Source organism: Rhizobium sp. 01T444 (assembly GCF_056398305.1).
The window spans coordinates 126,727-141,960 of record NZ_JBFTPD010000012.1 but is presented as its reverse complement, the minus strand read 5'-3'; the positions used below and the strand labels follow the sequence as shown (position 1 = coordinate 141,960).

The following is a 15,234-nucleotide window of genomic DNA, read 5'->3' as shown; positions in this document are numbered from 1 at the left end:
CGAAAATGAACTATCGCCACATCTACCATGCAGGCAATTTTGCCGATGTGCTGAAGCATGCGGTGCTGGCGCGGCTGGTCCGCTACATGCAGAAGAAGGACGCGGGCTTCCGCGTGCTCGACACACATGCCGGTATCGGCCTCTACGATCTCTCCTCCGAGGAAGCGCAGAAGACCGGCGAATGGCATGATGGTATCGGCAAGCTCCTGGAGACCGATCTTGGGCCGCAGGTCTCCGAGCTTCTGGAGCCCTATCTCTCTGCCGTGCGCGAACTGAACCCGCAGGGCGGCCTGCGCTTCTATCCCGGCTCGCCGAAGCTTGCCCGCATGCTCTTCCGCCCGCAGGACCGGCTTTCGGCGATGGAACTGCACCCGGAAGATTTTGTCCGGCTGCACCGCGTCTTCGAAGGCGATCACCATGCGCGCATCACCGAGCTTGACGGCTGGCTGGCGCTCGGCGCRCATCTGCCGCCGAAGGAAAAGCGCGGAATCGTGCTCGTCGATCCGCCTTTCGAGGAGGACGGCGAATATGAACGACTGGTGGATGGCCTCGCCAGGGCCTATCGGCGCTTTCCTGGCGGCACCTATTGCCTCTGGTATCCGTTGAAAAAGGGTGCGCCGATCAAGGAATTCCACGAAGCGCTGCAGGCGACGGACATTCCGAAGATACTCTGCGCCGAACTTGCCGTGCGCAGCGACCGAGAGACGACAGGGCTGACAGGCTCGGGCCTTATCATCGTCAATCCGCCCTTCACGCTGAAGGACGAGCTGCACCAGTTGCTGCCGGCCCTGAAGGACCATCTGGCGCAGGACCGTTTCGCCTCGCAACGGGCCTTCTGGCTGCGCGCAGAGACGAAGCCTGTCAAGGCCGATTGACCGACTCGGCGCCTAGGAATAGTCCGGCGCCATCCGTATACCAAAAAGGTGCCCCATGAAGCTTCTCTGCTCTCCGACCTCGCCTTTTTCCAGCAAGGTGCGCTTAGCTGCCCGCCATCTCGGCCTGGAGATCACGGAAATACGGGTCGATACGAATGCGGGACCGGCGATCCTCGTGGACAACAATCCGCTCGGCAAGATCCCGACGCTGCTGACGGATGACGGTGTTTCCATCTTCGACAGCATCGCCATCATGCATTATTTCGACCGGATGACGAAGGGCGCGCTCTACCCTTCCAAGAAGGGCAAACGCACCGATGCCGAAGTGCTGGAAGCGCTTTGCGACGGCCTCTGCGACTGCCTGCTGGCGATCGTCTATGAGCGCCGCTTCCGCGATGAAGAAAAGGTGCATCAGCCCTGGATCGACCGTCAATGGAAGAAGGTCACCACCGCGCTGAACTATCTGGCGGCCAATACGCCGAAGCTCGGCAAGAGGCTGCATGGCGGGCATTTCGCACTCGCCGCCACGATCGGCTACCTCGACCTGCGCTTCAAGGGCCAGTGGGAAGAAGACCATGCCGAGCTGATCGGCTGGCTGGGAGAATTCGAGAAGAAGTTCGACGGCTATGAACGGCTGAAGCCTCAAGCCTGAAAGATTTGAAGGGCCTGAGAGGTCTGCAGGATCTGAGAGACCTGGGATCGACGAAGACAACAAAAAAGCCGGGCACAAAGCCCGGCTTTTCTCGTATTCGGTGTGATCCGAATTAGAACTTGACGCCGATACCGACCTTGACGCTGTTTTCGTCGAAGCCGCGCGAAACGCTGCCGGAGTTCAGGTTGTAGTCCTTGTCCTGATAGTCGGTGTAGCGGTATTCGAGACGCGTCGTGATGTTGTTGGTCACGAAAGCTTCAACACCGGCGCCGACCGTATACCCATAGGCGGTCTTGCTGTCGGAAGACGTACCGTCGGAAACCTTGGTGTTGGCGAGCGCCAGACCTGCAGTACCATAGAGCAGGAAGGGGTTCAGGTCGTAACCGACGCGGCCGCGGACGGAGCCGTTCCAGTCGGTCTTGTTCTTGATGCCACCCTGGGTGACGTCTGCATTGCCATAACCGAGATCGGCTTCAGCGCCGTAAACGATCTGGCCCTGCTGGAAATTGTAGCCGGTAAAGAGTTGACCACCCCAATCATAGGTGTTGCGGTCGGAACCGAAGCTGCCCGCATTATAGGTCGCGGCGCCACCAAGGTAGAAGCCCTGCCAGTTGTTGACCGGAGCCGGGGTGTCCTCAGCGACCGGTGCCTGCGGGACCTGGTCCACGGCATCGGCTGCCTGGGCTACCGAGAAACCGCCAACGGCGAGAGCGGAAGCCATGAGACCAGCAAAAAGTATACGCATAATTATCTCCTTTCAGTCCCGCGCGCTCGTCAACTCAAACTTCGGCGAAGCATTCACGGGGGATTACTAAATGTCCCTTCCGGTTCGAGAGAGAAATTGGAATGCAAATGCGGATTTGAAAGAGCCAAATTGTGATATCATTGTGGCTCCGCGGCGGCAGAAATTCGATGTTGCTTGGCTGCAACATACCGTTTATTAAGGATAATAAACAGTTAAACTTACAATACTTATTTTAATAAATCGCGATCGCAAATAATACATAGAATATCCGGACCGAACAGGCAATGTTTTCGGCCTATTTATATAATCAGAGCCTGCCCTTATATAGTCAGCAAACGAACTCGCTGGACCAGAAGGCAGCATCTTGACCAAGAAAAGACTTCGCGCGGCGCTTGTGACGGGTGCTGCCAAAAGAATAGGCCGGGCAATCGCCGAAGACCTTGTTGCTGATGGATTTTCGGTCGCAATCCATGCCAACGGCTCGCTCGCCGAGGCTGAGGATTTTGTGGCGGAATTGCGGCAAAGGGGCCATCAAGCGGTTGCGATCAAGGCCGATCTCGCCAAAATCGATGAGACCGGAGGACTTGTCGGGAAGGCTTGCGAGGCGCTCGGCCCGATCGATCTTCTCGTCAACAACGCGTCGATTTTTCTCGAGGATTCGCTCCGCAAATTCGATGCGCAGGTGTGGGACGAGCATTTCGCCGTCCATGTTCGCGCGCCTTCGATACTCGCCGCTAAATTCGCCGAACAGCTGCCGGAAACGGCCGAAGGGCTGATCGTCAACATTATCGACCAGCGCGTCTGGGCGCTGCGGCCGAGCTTCTACTCCTATACCCTGTCGAAATCGGCGCTGTGGACGGCGACACAGACCATGGCACAGGCGCTGGCGCCGCGCATCCGCGTCAACGCGATCGGCCCCGGCCCTACAATGCCGAGCGAACGGCAATTGCAGGAAGACTTCCAAGCGCAGGTTTCAGCCCTTATCTTGAAGCGGGGACCTGAGCTCAAGGAATTCGGCCGAACGATTCGTTTTCTGTTCGAGACCCCTTCGATCACGGGTCAGATGATTGCACTCGACGGCGGCCAGCATCTCGCATGGCAGACGCCGGACGTGCTGGAGATCAAGGAATGAATGCCAAGAAGCTGCCCGATGGCGGTGTTCTTTACGACGAGACTGACGAGAACGACGACGACATCATCGAGGTGGAAGGCGAAGCCTCTGCCGCGCCGATTTCTGCGTCGGTCGACTGGAATGCCGGCAGCATCAATGAAACCGGCCTTGTCGGTGCGGATCTGATCGCCGAATTCGTCAAGCGCCTGCCGAACAGTCCCGGCGTCTACCGCATGTTCAACGAGGCGGGTGACGTTCTCTATGTCGGCAAGGCCCGCAGCCTGAAGAAGCGCGTCGGTAACTATGCGATGGGTCGCGTACACTCCAACCGCATCGCCCAGATGGTGCGCCAGACCGCCAATATGGAATTCGTCACGACGCGGACGGAGACAGAGGCGCTGCTGCTGGAAGCGAATCTCATCAAGCGCTTACGGCCGCGCTTTAACGTGCTGCTGCGCGACGACAAGTCGTTTCCCTATATCCTGATTACCGGCGATCATCGGGCACCGGCCATCTTCAAGCATCGCGGCGCCCGCGCCCGCAAGGGCGATTATTTCGGCCCCTTTGCTTCGGCAGGCGCGGTCGGTCGCACGATCAATTCGCTGCAGCGCGCCTTCCTGATCCGCACCTGTACCGATAGCGTCTTCGAGACGCGCACCCGGCCCTGCCTGCTCTACCAGATCAAGCGCTGTTCCGGGCCCTGCACCCGTGAGGTCAGCGACGAGGGCTATGCGGAGCTGGTTCAGGAAGCCAAGGACTTCCTGTCCGGCAAGAGCCAGAAGGTGAAGGAGCATATCGCGGAGGCGATGAACGCCGCCGCCGAGGACCTCGATTTCGAGCGCGCCGCGATCTATCGCGACCGTCTTGCCGCGCTCTCGCATGTGCAGAGCCACCAGGGCATCAATCCTGCCGGCGTCGAGGAGGCGGATGTCTTCGCCATCCATCACGAAGGCGGGATTTCCTGTATCCAGGTCTTCTTCTTCCGCACTGGCCAGAACTGGGGCAACCGCGCCTACTTCCCGAAGGCCGATCCGCAGCTTTCCGGCGCCGAGGTGCTGAACGCTTTCCTCGCGCAGTTCTACGACGACAAGCCGGTGCCGCGGCAGATCATGCTGTCGGAAACGGTGGAGGAGCTGGAGCTGCTTGCCGCCGCACTCAGCGAAAAGGCCGGGCACAAGGTTTCCATCCTCATTCCGCAGCGCGGTGAAAAGCGCGACCTTGTCGAACATGTCGTCGCCAACGCGCGCGAGGCGCATGGCCGCAAGCTTGCCGAAACGGCCTCGCAGTCGCGGCTGCTGGAAGGTTTCAAGGACACATTCGGCCTGCCCTATGTGCCGCAGCGCGTCGAGATCTACGACAACTCGCATATCATGGGCACGAATGCGGTCGGCGGCATGGTGGTCGCAGGGCCGGAAGGCTTCGTGAAGAACCAGTATCGCAAGTTCAACATCAAATCGACGGAGATCACGCCCGGCGACGACTTCGGCATGATGCGCGAAGTGATGACGCGGCGCTTCGCGCGCCTGCTCAAGGAAGAGGGCATCCCGGATCGTAGCACGCAGGTTTCCGCTGCCGATGCGGCCGATATGCCCTTCCCGGCCTGGCCCGACGTGATCCTCATCGACGGCGGCCAGGGGCAGATGACGGCGGTGCGGGCAATCCTCGAAGAGCTCGGCATTACCGACAACGTCATCGCCATCGGCGTCGCCAAGGGTGTGGACCGTGAGGCCGGCCGTGAACGTTTCTTCGCTCCCGGCAAGGGAAGCTTCACACTGCCGCCGCGCGATCCGGTTCTCTACTTCATCCAGCGTATGCGCGACGAGGCGCATCGTTTCGCGATCGGCTCTCATCGGGCGCGGCGCAAGAAGGAGATGGTCAAGAACCCGCTCGACGAGATCGGCGGCATCGGCCCATCCCGCAAGCGGGCGCTGCTGCAGCACTTCGGAACGGCGAAGGCGGTGTCGCGCGCTGCCCTTTCCGATCTCATGGCGGTGGAAGGGATTTCCGAGACCGTCGCAAAGCAGGTCTATAATCATTTTCACGACGACGCCGCGAAATAAGCGGTGCCGGTCGCAAATTCCACGCAAAGGCAGCGAAAAAACAGAAAGAATGTTGACGGTCGAGGGGCAAAGCCGTCATCTACCGCCGCATCAATACAGAGAACCGCATCATGGCATCGCGTGCGTATAACATCCCCAATCTCCTGACCTACGGCCGCATCCTGGCGGTGCCGCTGATCGTTGTCTGCTTCTTCATCGAAGGACGGCTGAGCAGCAGCGATACGGCGCGCTGGGTGGCGCTGTGGATCTTCGTCATCGCCTCGCTCACCGATTTCCTCGATGGCTACCTCGCGCGCATCTGGAACCAGACGTCGAATATCGGCCGCATGCTGGACCCGATCGCCGATAAGCTGCTGGTTTCCGCCATCCTGCTTTTGGTCGCTGCCGACGGCACGATTGCCGGCTGGTCGCTCTGGGCGGCGATCATCATCCTGTGCCGCGAAATCCTGGTTTCGGGGCTGCGCGAATATCTTGCGGGGCTGAAAGTCAGCGTGCCGGTGACGCGCATTGCCAAATGGAAGACGACGCTGCAGCTTGTCGCCATTGCCTTCCTGCTTGCCGGCCCGGCGGGCGACGCCATTTTCCCCTATACGACCTGGACGGGGATCGCGCTCCTCTGGATCGCCGCACTTCTGACGATCTATACCGGCTATGATTATTTCCGCGCCGGGCTGAAACACGTGGTGGACGACGAAGAATGACACGGCTTGTCTATTTCGCGTGGGTGCGCGAACGCATCGGCAAGGGAGAAGAGGAAATCGACCTCCCCGCTTCCGTCGTCAGCGTTGCCGATCTTCTGAACCATTTGAAGGGCCTGGGCGAAGAATATGAGATGGCTCTTCAATATCCCGATGTGATCCGGGTCGCGATCGATCAGGAGCATGTGGAGCATGACGAGCCGATAACAGGCGCGAAGGAAATCGGCATTTTCCCGCCGATGACGGGTGGCTGAGAACAGCCAATCCCGCCGGGAGGAGGAGCCTGCTGTGACCATTACCCCTACCATCCGCGTCCAGCGCGAGGACTTCGATCTGCAGGCGGAAGTTGACCGGCTTTCCAAAGGCAAGCCCGGCATCGGCGCAATCGTCACATTCTCCGGTCTCTGCCGCGATGAGGGCGGGACACTGTCGGCGCTTGAGCTCGAACATTATCCCGTCATGGCCGAAGCGGAGATGAGCCGCATCGGCGAGCTCGCCATCGAACGGTTCGGGCTCGATGGCCTGACCGCCATCCATCGTTTCGGAAAGATCGCGGCCGGCGAAAATATCGTGCTAGTCGTCGCCGCAGCTCCGCACCGGCAGGCGGCCTTCGACGGTGCAAACTTCGTCATGGATTTCCTGAAAACTTCGGCTCCCTTCTGGAAGAAGGAACACGGCAAGGACGGTGGCACCGGCGACTGGATCGCGGCTAAGGATGCCGACAACACCGCGCGCGACCGCTGGAAATAGTCAGAGCACGACGCGCTCGCGCCTGCTCAGCACCAGCAGGAACACTAGCAGCGAGAAGATGGCGAGATCGCGCCAGATGAAGGACCCGTAGGCGCCCCAGAGCGTCTCGACAAGCGCCAGACCGGCGGCACCACCCGCCGAGCGCAGCGGATCGGAATAGCCGCCGACGGCCGCGATCAGCAGCACCTTGAGGCCGAACATCAGCCCAGCGCCGAAATCCATCGACCCGTAATAGAAGGTTGCAAGGATGCCACAGCAGGTGGCGACGAGCGCCGCCGCCCCATAAGACACCAGGAAGACACGGCTGGCGCTGGTGCCACAGAGTTCGGCGGCGAGCGGATCGTCGATGACCGCGCGCCATAGGCGGCCCCAGGAGGTACGCTTCAGGATCCATGCGCCGATCGCAATGATCGCGCACATCAGGACGGTATCCAGAAGCTGGATATAGGTGAGCGTGACCTTGAAGGTGCCGTCGCTCCAGAAGGTCACGTTGTCGCTCAACAGCGGCGGCAACCAGATGGCGCGGGTATTGGCGGCAAGGCGCGCCGTCTCCATCAGCACGATCATCATGCCGAGTGCGGCGACGATGACCGTGTTCGGCGATTTGCTGGCGAGCGGCTGCATGACGAAGCGGCCGATCCAGACCCCTGCCCCCACCGAATAGATCAGTGAGGCGCAGATGCCGATCGCGATCGCCGCCGGCAGCACCAGCCAGAGGCGGTTATAGGCCATATCCGTGAAGAGCAGCAGGATCTGGCCGGCAAAGGCGATAATCGCCCCATAGGTAATGTCGGGGCGCTTGGTGACACCGAAGGCGATCGAATAACCGAAGGCAAGCGTGGCGTAGAGCGCTGCGAGCGGTACCGCATTCGCCAGTTGCTGCAGAAGATAGGCCATTCGGTCACTCCAGATCGGCCTAAAATAATAACTGGCAAAATGTGCTTTACCAGTTATATTTTTCCCATGAGCTTCTCCTGGACCCCTCACCGTTTTTCCGGCGGCGCATTGGCGCTCGATGTCGCCAACAGCGTCATCCTGCGTCACGATACTGCGCGCCGCATCGACCGCTTCGAGGCCGAAGGGCAGATGGAGCGTTTCCCCGAGGCGGCGCAGGAATTCTGCGCCGAACGGGCACTTTTTGGCGACATAGTGCCGGTTGGAGCGCAGAATAGAGCCAACTTCATCGAACTGCGCGAAGCGACGGACCGCTACTTCCGCCAACGCGTGCTCGAAGGCAATGACGACCGGCTTCTTGCCGAACTGCTGGAAGCGCTGGCGCGCACGCTGCGGGGTGCTGAGGAAAAGGGTCTCGATGCGGCGACGGCCCATTCGGTTCTACGGCTGATCGCCATGCCCGATCCGGAGCGGATGAAGATTTGCGGCAATTGCGGCTGGCTGTTCATCGACCGCAGCAAGAACAAAAGCCGGGCCTGGTGCGACATGGCCGTCTGTGGCAACCGCGCCAAGGCCAACAGGCATTACCGGAGGAAAAAGAAGGAGGAGACGCCATGAAGCGGCGCTCGATCATCACGGCCCTAGCGGCAGCGGGGCTTGTGCTCTCCGCCTGCCAGCGCGAGGCCGAAAGCATGCTGGAAGTGACGGGCCATCTCTTCGTCTTCAACTACCGCGTCGCAAGCGCCACCTATCTGCTGACGCTGAAGAAGACGGCGCCGATTCCCGATGGCTCGACCATCGTCGCCGAATTCGAAAACCCGCAGGGCGGAGCGCCGCTGGTGCTGAACCAGAAGGTGTTTCCGATGGAGGACAAGATTTCAGTCCAGAGCGAGAACCTGCATTGCGTGCGCAAGGACCGGCCCTATGCCGTCACCGTCAGGCTGGTCGACAAGGACGGCAAGCTCTTGCAGGAGCTGAAGACGCAGTTCAAATCCGATCTCGACCAGAGTGTCTTGCCGAGCAAGCCGCTGGTTCTCGGTGCCGGATACGAGAAGAACCCGGAGGTTTTCAAATCTGAAGGATCGACGGATTTTTCCAATACTGACAAATGCCCCGCCTGAACCCGGGACATAAAAAAGCCGGGACGAACCCGGCTTTCATGAGTCAATTCAATGCATTCCGAGGGAATGCTCTGGGGCTGAATCAGCCGACGATTTCGGTGTCGGAGAACCAGTACTTGATTTCCTGGGCAGCGGTTTCCGGAGCGTCGGAACCGTGAACCGAGTTTTCGCCGATCGACAGAGCGTGAACCTTGCGGATCGTGCCTTCGGCAGCGTTTGCCGGGTTGGTCGCGCCCATGATTTCGCGGTTCTTCAGGATGGCGCCTTCGCCTTCCAGAACCTGAACGATGGTCGGGCCGGAGGTCATGCCTTCAACGAGTTCGCCGAAGAACGGACGTTCCTTGTGAACGGCGTAGAAGCCTTCTGCTTCGCGCTTGCTCATCCAGACGCGCTTGGAGGCGACGACGCGCAGGCCGGCATCTTCGAGCATCTTGGTGATAGCGCCCGTCAGGTTGCGCTTCGTTGCATCCGGCTTGATCATCGAGAAGGTGCGTTCAATCGCCATAATTCGGATCCTCATACTCAGGGAAAAGTGGGCGGTCTTTACCCGCCTCACCGCCCGAAAACAAGGGGGCTCCGGCAATTTCACGCCGCTGTCACAGTCCGGCCCCGGCTTTCATGAAGATCGAGGCAGCGTTCGAACCAGGCCATGACGGGGTCGTCAGGGGCCAGCATGGCGAGGCCTGCGGCGATGCGCAGCCATTGCAGCGCACCAAAGACGATGTAGTCGGCAAAGAGCGGGCTGTCGCCGCCGATGAAGGGCTGGAAGCGCAACATGTGGCGCATCGGTTCCAGCTTGGCGGCAAAGGCCTCTCTCTCCGCGTCGCGGCCGGCGGCGAAATCCTCCAGCGGCTTGCCCAGGCGGCCTTCGCGACTGACGCGGAAATAGGCCTTGTCGCCCTCATCGAGAATAGAATGAATATCGAGAAGCGCGATCCGCATGATCGCCGGATGGATGATCATCTGCGAATAACCCTCGACCATGCGCGACAGAGCCTTGCCGCCCTCGCCACCGAAAAGCGACGGACGGTCCGGATAGGCATCTTCCAGGTAATGGGCGATATCGAAACTGTCTGATATCAGCCGGCCATTGTCATCCAGGACCGGCACGGTCTTGGAGAAGCCGCCGCCGATCGCGGCGATGCGGCTATAAGTCGTCGGCACCTCCTCGAAATCGAGGCCCTTGTGGGCAAGCGCCATCACCGCCTTCCAGCAATGCGGCGAGAAGAAATGACGCGCGTCGGCGCCGCACAGGGAATAGAGAGCTCTGGTCATGGCCATCCTTTCGCAATCGCAACGGGTTCATTCCACGCCAGAAAGCCGGCGCGATCAAATCAGGAATTTTCATGGCGCCCATCGCGTCTGTTGCTGAAACGGACACGGCCATTCCCGATCGGGACGCAGCAAGGGTGCATTAACCGGTTTTGCGGCTTCCGCCCCACAACCTTTGAAAATTCAATGTCTCTTAAAAGCTTGCCTGCATAGCGGAAGCAGAAGAGCCGATGGCCCAAGAGAACCAACGGCAATGAGGGGATCGTCATGCAGAGTGCCGTTGCAAATGCATTGAATGCGCACGAGGCGACCCGGCCGGCGCCGGCGGCCGACGTGCAGAAAGTTGCTCAGCACATGATGCGGCTGAACGTGGCGGGCCTGCCGCGCAACTATGAACTGTTCCACGAGGCACTGATCGGCCTGAATGCCGGGTTGGCGCAGGATATCGCAGCCCTCGGTTCGCATCCGCAGCAGGAAGCCTTGGACGAACTCGGCCTGCGCTACCGGCTTGTCGGCCATTACGGGCTGGCGGGCGACCGCTCGCGCAACGAGGCGAGCCGAATGCTTAAGGAAACGGCGGAGCGACTGGCCGAGGGGCGCCTGCATCACCAGGCCTTTGCGCGCGCCTGCGAGACCATCCTCAAATCCGTCTCGGGTCAGCAGGAGCACCAGAGCCTTGCCGATTTCATGGCCGAGGTCGAATATCTCGCCGCCTCGCTTTCGGCCGTCCTTGCAGCAGAACGAACGATCGGCACAAAGCTGGAAGAGGATATTGAGCGGCTGACGGCGCTGGAGCGTGGCATTTCCGCCGTGCAGACGGCTGCTATCACGGACAAGATCACCGGCCTGCCCAACCGTATCGGACTCAACCGTGCGCTCGACGATCTCTACGGTCAGGAAGAGGGTGCGGCCGGCAGCGCGCTGATCATGATCGACATCGACGATTTCAAGGAGCTTACCGCCCGCTACGGCGCGCAGACCGGCAACAAGCTCCTGAAGAAGCTTGCCGGCCTCTTCCGCAAGACGGTGAAGAAGAACGATTTCATTGCGCGCCTGGAGGCCGACGAATTCGCCTTCCTCTTTGCCAATGTCGGCAAGCAGGATGCATTGGCGATCGCCGAGCGGCTGCGCAGTTCCGTCGAGGACAATCTTGTTTTCGCAGCGTCGGACACTTCGGATGCAAGCGGTTTGACGATTTCGGTCGGCGTGGCGTTGAGCGGCGATGCGGCCACACCCGGGCAGCTTCAGGCCAATGCACGCGTGGCGCTGCTTGCCGCCCAGTCCAATCCGCGCCTGCCGGTGCAAGCCTTCGGCCGGTAAGGCGTTCCGCTGTGCGCTATTGATGGCAAACAGTGGCAAACACGCCGCTGATCCATCTTGCCTTGGCGGCGGCTTTCGGCCAAAACCGCGCGCATGATCACGATTTCAGACATTTCCGCCCGCATTGCCGGCCGCCTGCTCCTCGACCATGCCAGCGTCTCGCTGCCGTCAGGCACGAAGGCCGGGCTCGTGGGGCGCAACGGCGCCGGCAAATCCACCCTCTTCCGCGTCATAACGGGTGACCTCGGCGCCGAAAGCGGGACAATATCGATTCCCAAGAATGCGCGCATGGGACAGGTGAAGCAGGAAGCGCCGGGAATCGAGGATTCGCTGATCACGATCGTGCTTTCTGCTGACAAGGAGCGCGCCGCGCTGCTTGCCGAGGCGGAAACCGCAACCGATCCGCATCGTATCGCCGAAATCCAAATGCGCCTCGTCGATATCGACGCCCATTCGGCGGAAGCACGCGCCGCCAGCATCCTCTCGGGCCTTGGCTTCGATCAGGAAGCGCAGGCCCGGCCCGCATCCTCCTTCTCGGGCGGCTGGCGCATGCGCGTGGCGCTCGCCTCCGTGCTCTTTACCGAGCCGGACCTGCTGCTGCTCGACGAGCCGACCAACTATCTCGACCTCGAAGGCACGATGTGGCTGGAGGATTACATCCGCCGCTATCCGCACACGGTCATCATCATCAGCCACGATCGCGATCTGCTGAACAACGCGGTCAATTCGATCGTGCATCTCGATCAGAAGAAGCTCACGTTCTACCGCGGCAACTACGACCAGTTCGAGCGGCAGAAGGCGGAAGCCGACGAACTGCAGATAAAGGCCAAGGCGAAGAACGATGCGGCGCGCAAGCATCTGCAGAGCTTCATCGACCGCTTCAAGGCCAAGGCCTCCAAGGCGAAGCAGGCCCAATCGCGTGTCAAGGCGCTGGAGCGCATGGGCACGGTCGCGGCCGTGATCGAGGATCACGTTCAGCCGATCACCTTCCCCGAACCCGAAAAGCAGCCGGCCTCGCCGATCGTCGCGGTCAGCGGCGGCGCAGTCGGCTACGAACCCGGCAAGCCGATCCTCAAGGGGCTCAACCTGCGCATCGACAATGACGACCGCATCGCCCTGCTTGGCTCGAACGGCAACGGCAAATCGACCTTTGCGAAATTCATCTCGGGACGGCTGGCGGCCGAGAGCGGTGAAGTGCGTCTGGCGCCGGGGCTGAAGATTGGTTTCTTCGCGCAGCATCAGCTCGACGATCTCGTACCAAATGAGACGCCTGTCGAACATGTGCGGCGGCTGATGCCGACGGAGCCCGAAGCGAAGGTGCGTTCCCGCGTGGCGCAGATGGGCCTTGCGACCGAGAAGATGGCGACGGCCGCGAAAGATCTTTCGGGTGGCGAAAAGGCACGCCTGCTGATGGGGCTCGCCGCCTTTTATGCGCCGAACCTTTTGATCCTTGACGAGCCGACGAACCATCTCGACATCGACAGCCGCCGCGCTCTGATCGAGGCGCTGAACGACTACGACGGGGCCGTCATCCTGATCTCGCACGACCGGCACCTGATCGAAGCGACCGTCGACCGCCTCTGGCTGGTCAACAACGGCACGGTGACGAGTTTCGAAGGCGATATGGAAGAATATCGCGACCTGATCGTCGCTTCCGGCAAAAAAAAAGACGACGAAAAACAGAAGCAGTCTGAAGACCAGTCCTCGAAGGCCGACCAGCGCAAGCTGAATGCCGACAGGCGTGCTTCGCTCGCCCCCCTCAAGAAAAAGATCAACGAAATCGAATCCTTGACGGGCAAGCTGGAGAAACTGATTCAGGCACTTGATGCGGAACTTGCGGATCCGGCGCTCTATGAAAAGGCGCCCGCCAAGGCCGCCGACAAAGCTAGGCAGCGTGGCGAAGCAGCCGCCAGGCTCGCTGCCGCCGAGGAGCAATGGCTGGAGCTCTCCGCTGAATATGAAGGAGCCATGGCGAGCTGAGACTCCGCCAGCGCAGGTAACTGTCTCTAGATACTTTGCTGCGGCGCAAGAACCATCGCGCTCTTCAAGAGCTAGACAATTACCCAAAAATCGCGTCGTCTGTTCTTAAAGACCAGACTTGCCCGCAGACCGCTTTCTGATAAAACGGCGCGCAATAAGTCATACTTTTAGCGAAACACCGAACGCGAGCTTTACAATGTCAGCCATCAACCTCGCCATCGTTGGCGTCGGCAAGATCGTCCGCGACCAGCACCTCCCCTCCATCGCTGCCAATGCCGATTTCAAGCTGGTGGCGACGGCAAGCCGCAACGGTACGGTCGACGGCGTTACCGCCTATACGTCGATCGACGACATGCTCGACGCCGAACCATCGATCGATGCCGTTTCGCTCTGCATGCCGCCGCAGTATCGCTATGAAGCGGCTTACAAGGCGCTGGCCGCCGGCAAACACGTTTTCCTTGAAAAGCCGCCGGGCGCGACGCTGAGTGAAGTGGCGGATCTGGAGGACCTCGCGAACAAGCAGGGTGCGACGCTGTTTGCAAGCTGGCATTCGCGTTATGCAGCGGCCGTCGAAGCTGCCAAATCGTTCCTCGCCTCGACCGAGATCAAGAGCATGCACGTCATCTGGAAGGAAGACGTGCGCCATTGGCATCCGAACCAGGAATGGATCTGGCAGGCCGGCGGTCTCGGCGTTTTCGATCCGGGCATCAACGCGCTTTCGATCGTCACGCATATCCTGCCGAAGGCGATGTTCCTTAGCGCCGGCACGCTGGAATTCCCTGAAAACCGCGACTCGCCGATTGCTGCCGATCTGCATTTCCGCAATGTCGATCACGTTCCTGTTCACGCCGAATTCGACTGGCGCCAGACGGGCAAGCAGAGCTGGGACATCATCGCGGAGACGGCAGCCGGACAGATGGTTCTTTCCGAAGGCGGCTCGAAGCTCTCGGTCAATGGCGCGCTGACATTCTCTGCACCGGAAGCCGAATATCCGTCGCTCTATCGCCGTTTCGCCGAGCTCATCAAGGCCGRCAAGTCGGATGTCGATCTGGCGCCGCTGCGCCATGTCGCCGATGCCTTCATGCTCGGCAAGCGCAAATTCGTCGAGGCGTTCTACGACTGATCGGCCTCACGGGCAGATGCCATTGTGCCTGCAGAATGCTAGAATAGGAAAACGAAACGTGAGGGACGTTTTCCATGCAGCAGGAGCAGGATGAATCGTTTGGATTGGGCGTCCCACATCTGGCAGTGAGACTCGCCGACCCCAACGCCAAGTGGCAGGAGGCCTATCTGCTGGAAGAGGCCAGGATCCGCGACGCGCTTGGCCCTCTGGCAATCGATATACAGCACTTCGGCAGCACTGCCATTCCAGGCATCAAGGCGAAACCGATCATCGATATCCTGATCGGCGTTCGCCGCCTTGATGACGGACTTGCCTGCATCAAGCCTATGGAGGCGATCGGCTATGACTATGCCGGTGCCGACATCGTACCCGACGACCATCTCTTCGGCCGCGGTGTCATGGGCGAGACGCGCACGCATCTCGCCCATGTCGTCGAATATCAGGGCTTCAACTGGAGGCGGGACATCTTCTTCCGCGACAGGCTGCAGGGCGATCCAGCCCTTGCGCTGGCCTATGAGGAGCTGAAGATCGGACTTGCGCAAAAATATGCCGAGAGCCGAGCCGCCTATACCGGAGCGAAGAAGGATTTCATCGACAGGGTTCTGGCGGAAGCGGGCCTTGCCTGACGATCGG

At 60.4% G+C, this 15,234-nt stretch carries 17 protein-coding genes; 13 read left to right on the top strand and 4 right to left on the bottom strand.

Annotated features, from left to right (window positions below; all coding sequences use genetic code 11):
- The first annotated feature begins 5 nt into the window (after positions 1-5).
- Both AC1DTN_RS18010 and AC1DTN_RS18005 read left to right on the top strand, forming a co-directional pair.
- Complete coding sequence (locus AC1DTN_RS18010) at positions 6-875, top strand: 23S rRNA (adenine(2030)-N(6))-methyltransferase RlmJ (RefSeq protein WP_439014543.1); 870 nt, start codon at positions 6-8, stop codon at positions 873-875.
- 55 nt (positions 876-930) lie between these two features.
- On the top strand, positions 931-1,527 hold the full coding sequence (locus tag AC1DTN_RS18005; protein WP_477921934.1) for a glutathione S-transferase: 597 nt from the start codon (positions 931-933) through the stop codon (positions 1,525-1,527).
- A 112-nt stretch (positions 1,528-1,639) separates the two neighbouring features.
- On the opposite strand, the gene AC1DTN_RS18000 is transcribed toward AC1DTN_RS18005, so the two are convergent.
- Complete coding sequence (locus AC1DTN_RS18000; RefSeq protein ID WP_439014541.1) at positions 1,640-2,272, bottom strand: outer membrane protein; 633 nt, start codon at positions 2,270-2,272, stop codon at positions 1,640-1,642.
- A gap of 364 nt (positions 2,273-2,636) precedes the next feature.
- Here AC1DTN_RS18000 and AC1DTN_RS17995 point away from each other — a divergent pair, with 364 nt between their 5' ends.
- The 5 genes from AC1DTN_RS17995 to AC1DTN_RS17975 all read left to right on the top strand — a co-directional run bounded on the left by AC1DTN_RS17995 (position 2,637) and on the right by AC1DTN_RS17975 (position 6,891).
- The gene (locus AC1DTN_RS17995; protein WP_439014540.1) at positions 2,637-3,404 is read left to right on the top strand and encodes an SDR family oxidoreductase; all 768 of its coding nucleotides are present in this window, start codon (positions 2,637-2,639) and stop codon (positions 3,402-3,404) included.
- Complete coding sequence (uvrC, locus tag AC1DTN_RS17990) at positions 3,401-5,443, top strand: excinuclease ABC subunit UvrC (protein WP_439014539.1); 2,043 nt, start codon at positions 3,401-3,403, stop codon at positions 5,441-5,443. The genes AC1DTN_RS17995 and uvrC overlap by 4 nt, the downstream gene beginning before the upstream one ends.
- 110 nt (positions 5,444-5,553) lie before the next feature.
- Positions 5,554-6,144: a CDP-diacylglycerol--glycerol-3-phosphate 3-phosphatidyltransferase gene (pgsA, locus tag AC1DTN_RS17985; protein ID WP_113323400.1), complete on the top strand. Its 591-nt coding sequence runs from the start codon at positions 5,554-5,556 to the stop codon at positions 6,142-6,144.
- A complete protein-coding gene (gene moaD / locus AC1DTN_RS17980) occupies positions 6,141-6,395 on the top strand; it encodes a molybdopterin converting factor subunit 1 (RefSeq protein ID WP_007820055.1) in 255 nt (84 codons plus the stop codon). The genes pgsA and moaD overlap by 4 nt, the downstream gene beginning before the upstream one ends.
- 34 nt (positions 6,396-6,429) lie before the next feature.
- Complete coding sequence (locus tag AC1DTN_RS17975; protein WP_439014538.1) at positions 6,430-6,891, top strand: molybdenum cofactor biosynthesis protein MoaE; 462 nt, start codon at positions 6,430-6,432, stop codon at positions 6,889-6,891.
- Here AC1DTN_RS17975 and AC1DTN_RS17970 read toward each other — a convergent pair whose 3' ends face one another.
- Positions 6,892-7,788 carry a branched-chain amino acid ABC transporter permease gene (locus tag AC1DTN_RS17970; protein WP_439014537.1) on the bottom strand — a complete coding sequence of 299 codons (897 nt, stop codon included), beginning with the start codon at positions 7,786-7,788 and terminating at the stop codon, positions 6,892-6,894.
- Positions 7,789-7,854: 66 nt separating this feature from the next.
- Here AC1DTN_RS17970 and AC1DTN_RS17965 point away from each other — a divergent pair, with 66 nt between their 5' ends.
- Together AC1DTN_RS17965 and AC1DTN_RS17960 are read left to right on the top strand one after the other, a co-directional pair.
- On the top strand, positions 7,855-8,403 hold the full coding sequence (locus AC1DTN_RS17965; RefSeq protein ID WP_113323398.1) for a CGNR zinc finger domain-containing protein: 549 nt from the start codon (positions 7,855-7,857) through the stop codon (positions 8,401-8,403).
- On the top strand, positions 8,400-8,906 hold the full coding sequence (locus AC1DTN_RS17960) for a hypothetical protein (RefSeq protein WP_439014536.1): 507 nt from the start codon (positions 8,400-8,402) through the stop codon (positions 8,904-8,906). Before AC1DTN_RS17965 ends, AC1DTN_RS17960 begins: the two co-directional genes overlap by 4 nt.
- 82 nt (positions 8,907-8,988) lie before the next feature.
- Here the strand turns inward: AC1DTN_RS17960 and ndk are convergent, their stop codons facing one another.
- Positions 8,989-9,411 (bottom strand): nucleoside-diphosphate kinase, encoded by a 423-nt coding sequence (gene ndk / locus AC1DTN_RS17955; RefSeq protein WP_007820064.1) that lies wholly within the window; start codon positions 9,409-9,411, stop codon positions 8,989-8,991.
- 80 nt (positions 9,412-9,491) lie between these two features.
- Entirely contained in the window at positions 9,492-10,181 is a 690-nt protein-coding gene (locus tag AC1DTN_RS17950) for a glutathione S-transferase family protein (protein ID WP_439014535.1), read from the bottom strand.
- A gap of 264 nt (positions 10,182-10,445) precedes the next feature.
- Here AC1DTN_RS17950 and AC1DTN_RS17945 point away from each other — a divergent pair, with 264 nt between their 5' ends.
- From AC1DTN_RS17945 to AC1DTN_RS17930, 4 genes are all read left to right on the top strand, one after another.
- Positions 10,446-11,498: a GGDEF domain-containing protein gene (locus AC1DTN_RS17945; RefSeq protein ID WP_439014534.1), complete on the top strand. Its 1,053-nt coding sequence runs from the start codon at positions 10,446-10,448 to the stop codon at positions 11,496-11,498.
- Positions 11,499-11,591: 93 nt separating this feature from the next.
- On the top strand, positions 11,592-13,478 hold the full coding sequence (locus AC1DTN_RS17940) for an ABC-F family ATP-binding cassette domain-containing protein (protein ID WP_439014533.1): 1,887 nt from the start codon (positions 11,592-11,594) through the stop codon (positions 13,476-13,478).
- Between the two features lie 196 nt (positions 13,479-13,674).
- Entirely contained in the window at positions 13,675-14,601 is a 927-nt protein-coding gene (locus tag AC1DTN_RS17935; protein ID WP_477921929.1) for a Gfo/Idh/MocA family protein, read from the top strand.
- A 74-nt stretch (positions 14,602-14,675) separates the two neighbouring features.
- Complete coding sequence (locus tag AC1DTN_RS17930) at positions 14,676-15,227, top strand: GrpB family protein (protein WP_439014531.1); 552 nt, start codon at positions 14,676-14,678, stop codon at positions 15,225-15,227.
- The last annotated feature ends 7 nt before the right edge of the window (positions 15,228-15,234 follow it).

What these genes read in the sequence shown, in the direction of transcription:
- AC1DTN_RS18005 (WP_477921934.1), top strand. Translation starts at nt 931, where the DNA reads ATGAAGCTTCTCTGCTCTCCGACCTCGCCTTTTTCCAGCAAGGTGCGC.
- AC1DTN_RS18000 (WP_439014541.1), bottom strand. Translation starts at nt 2,272, where the DNA reads ATGCGTATACTTTTTGCTGGTCTCATGGCTTCCGCTCTCGCCGTTGGC.
- uvrC (WP_439014539.1), top strand. Translation starts at nt 3,401, where the DNA reads ATGAATGCCAAGAAGCTGCCCGATGGCGGTGTTCTTTACGACGAGACT.
- pgsA (WP_113323400.1), top strand. Translation starts at nt 5,554, where the DNA reads ATGGCATCGCGTGCGTATAACATCCCCAATCTCCTGACCTACGGCCGC.
- moaD (WP_007820055.1), top strand. Translation starts at nt 6,141, where the DNA reads ATGACACGGCTTGTCTATTTCGCGTGGGTGCGCGAACGCATCGGCAAG.
- AC1DTN_RS17970 (WP_439014537.1), bottom strand. Translation starts at nt 7,788, where the DNA reads ATGGCCTATCTTCTGCAGCAACTGGCGAATGCGGTACCGCTCGCAGCG.
- AC1DTN_RS17965 (WP_113323398.1), top strand. Translation starts at nt 7,855, where the DNA reads ATGAGCTTCTCCTGGACCCCTCACCGTTTTTCCGGCGGCGCATTGGCG.
- AC1DTN_RS17960 (WP_439014536.1), top strand. Translation starts at nt 8,400, where the DNA reads ATGAAGCGGCGCTCGATCATCACGGCCCTAGCGGCAGCGGGGCTTGTG.
- ndk (WP_007820064.1), bottom strand. Translation starts at nt 9,411, where the DNA reads ATGGCGATTGAACGCACCTTCTCGATGATCAAGCCGGATGCAACGAAG.
- AC1DTN_RS17950 (WP_439014535.1), bottom strand. Translation starts at nt 10,181, where the DNA reads ATGACCAGAGCTCTCTATTCCCTGTGCGGCGCCGACGCGCGTCATTTC.
- AC1DTN_RS17945 (WP_439014534.1), top strand. Translation starts at nt 10,446, where the DNA reads ATGCAGAGTGCCGTTGCAAATGCATTGAATGCGCACGAGGCGACCCGG.
- AC1DTN_RS17940 (WP_439014533.1), top strand. Translation starts at nt 11,592, where the DNA reads ATGATCACGATTTCAGACATTTCCGCCCGCATTGCCGGCCGCCTGCTC.
- AC1DTN_RS17930 (WP_439014531.1), top strand. Translation starts at nt 14,676, where the DNA reads ATGCAGCAGGAGCAGGATGAATCGTTTGGATTGGGCGTCCCACATCTG.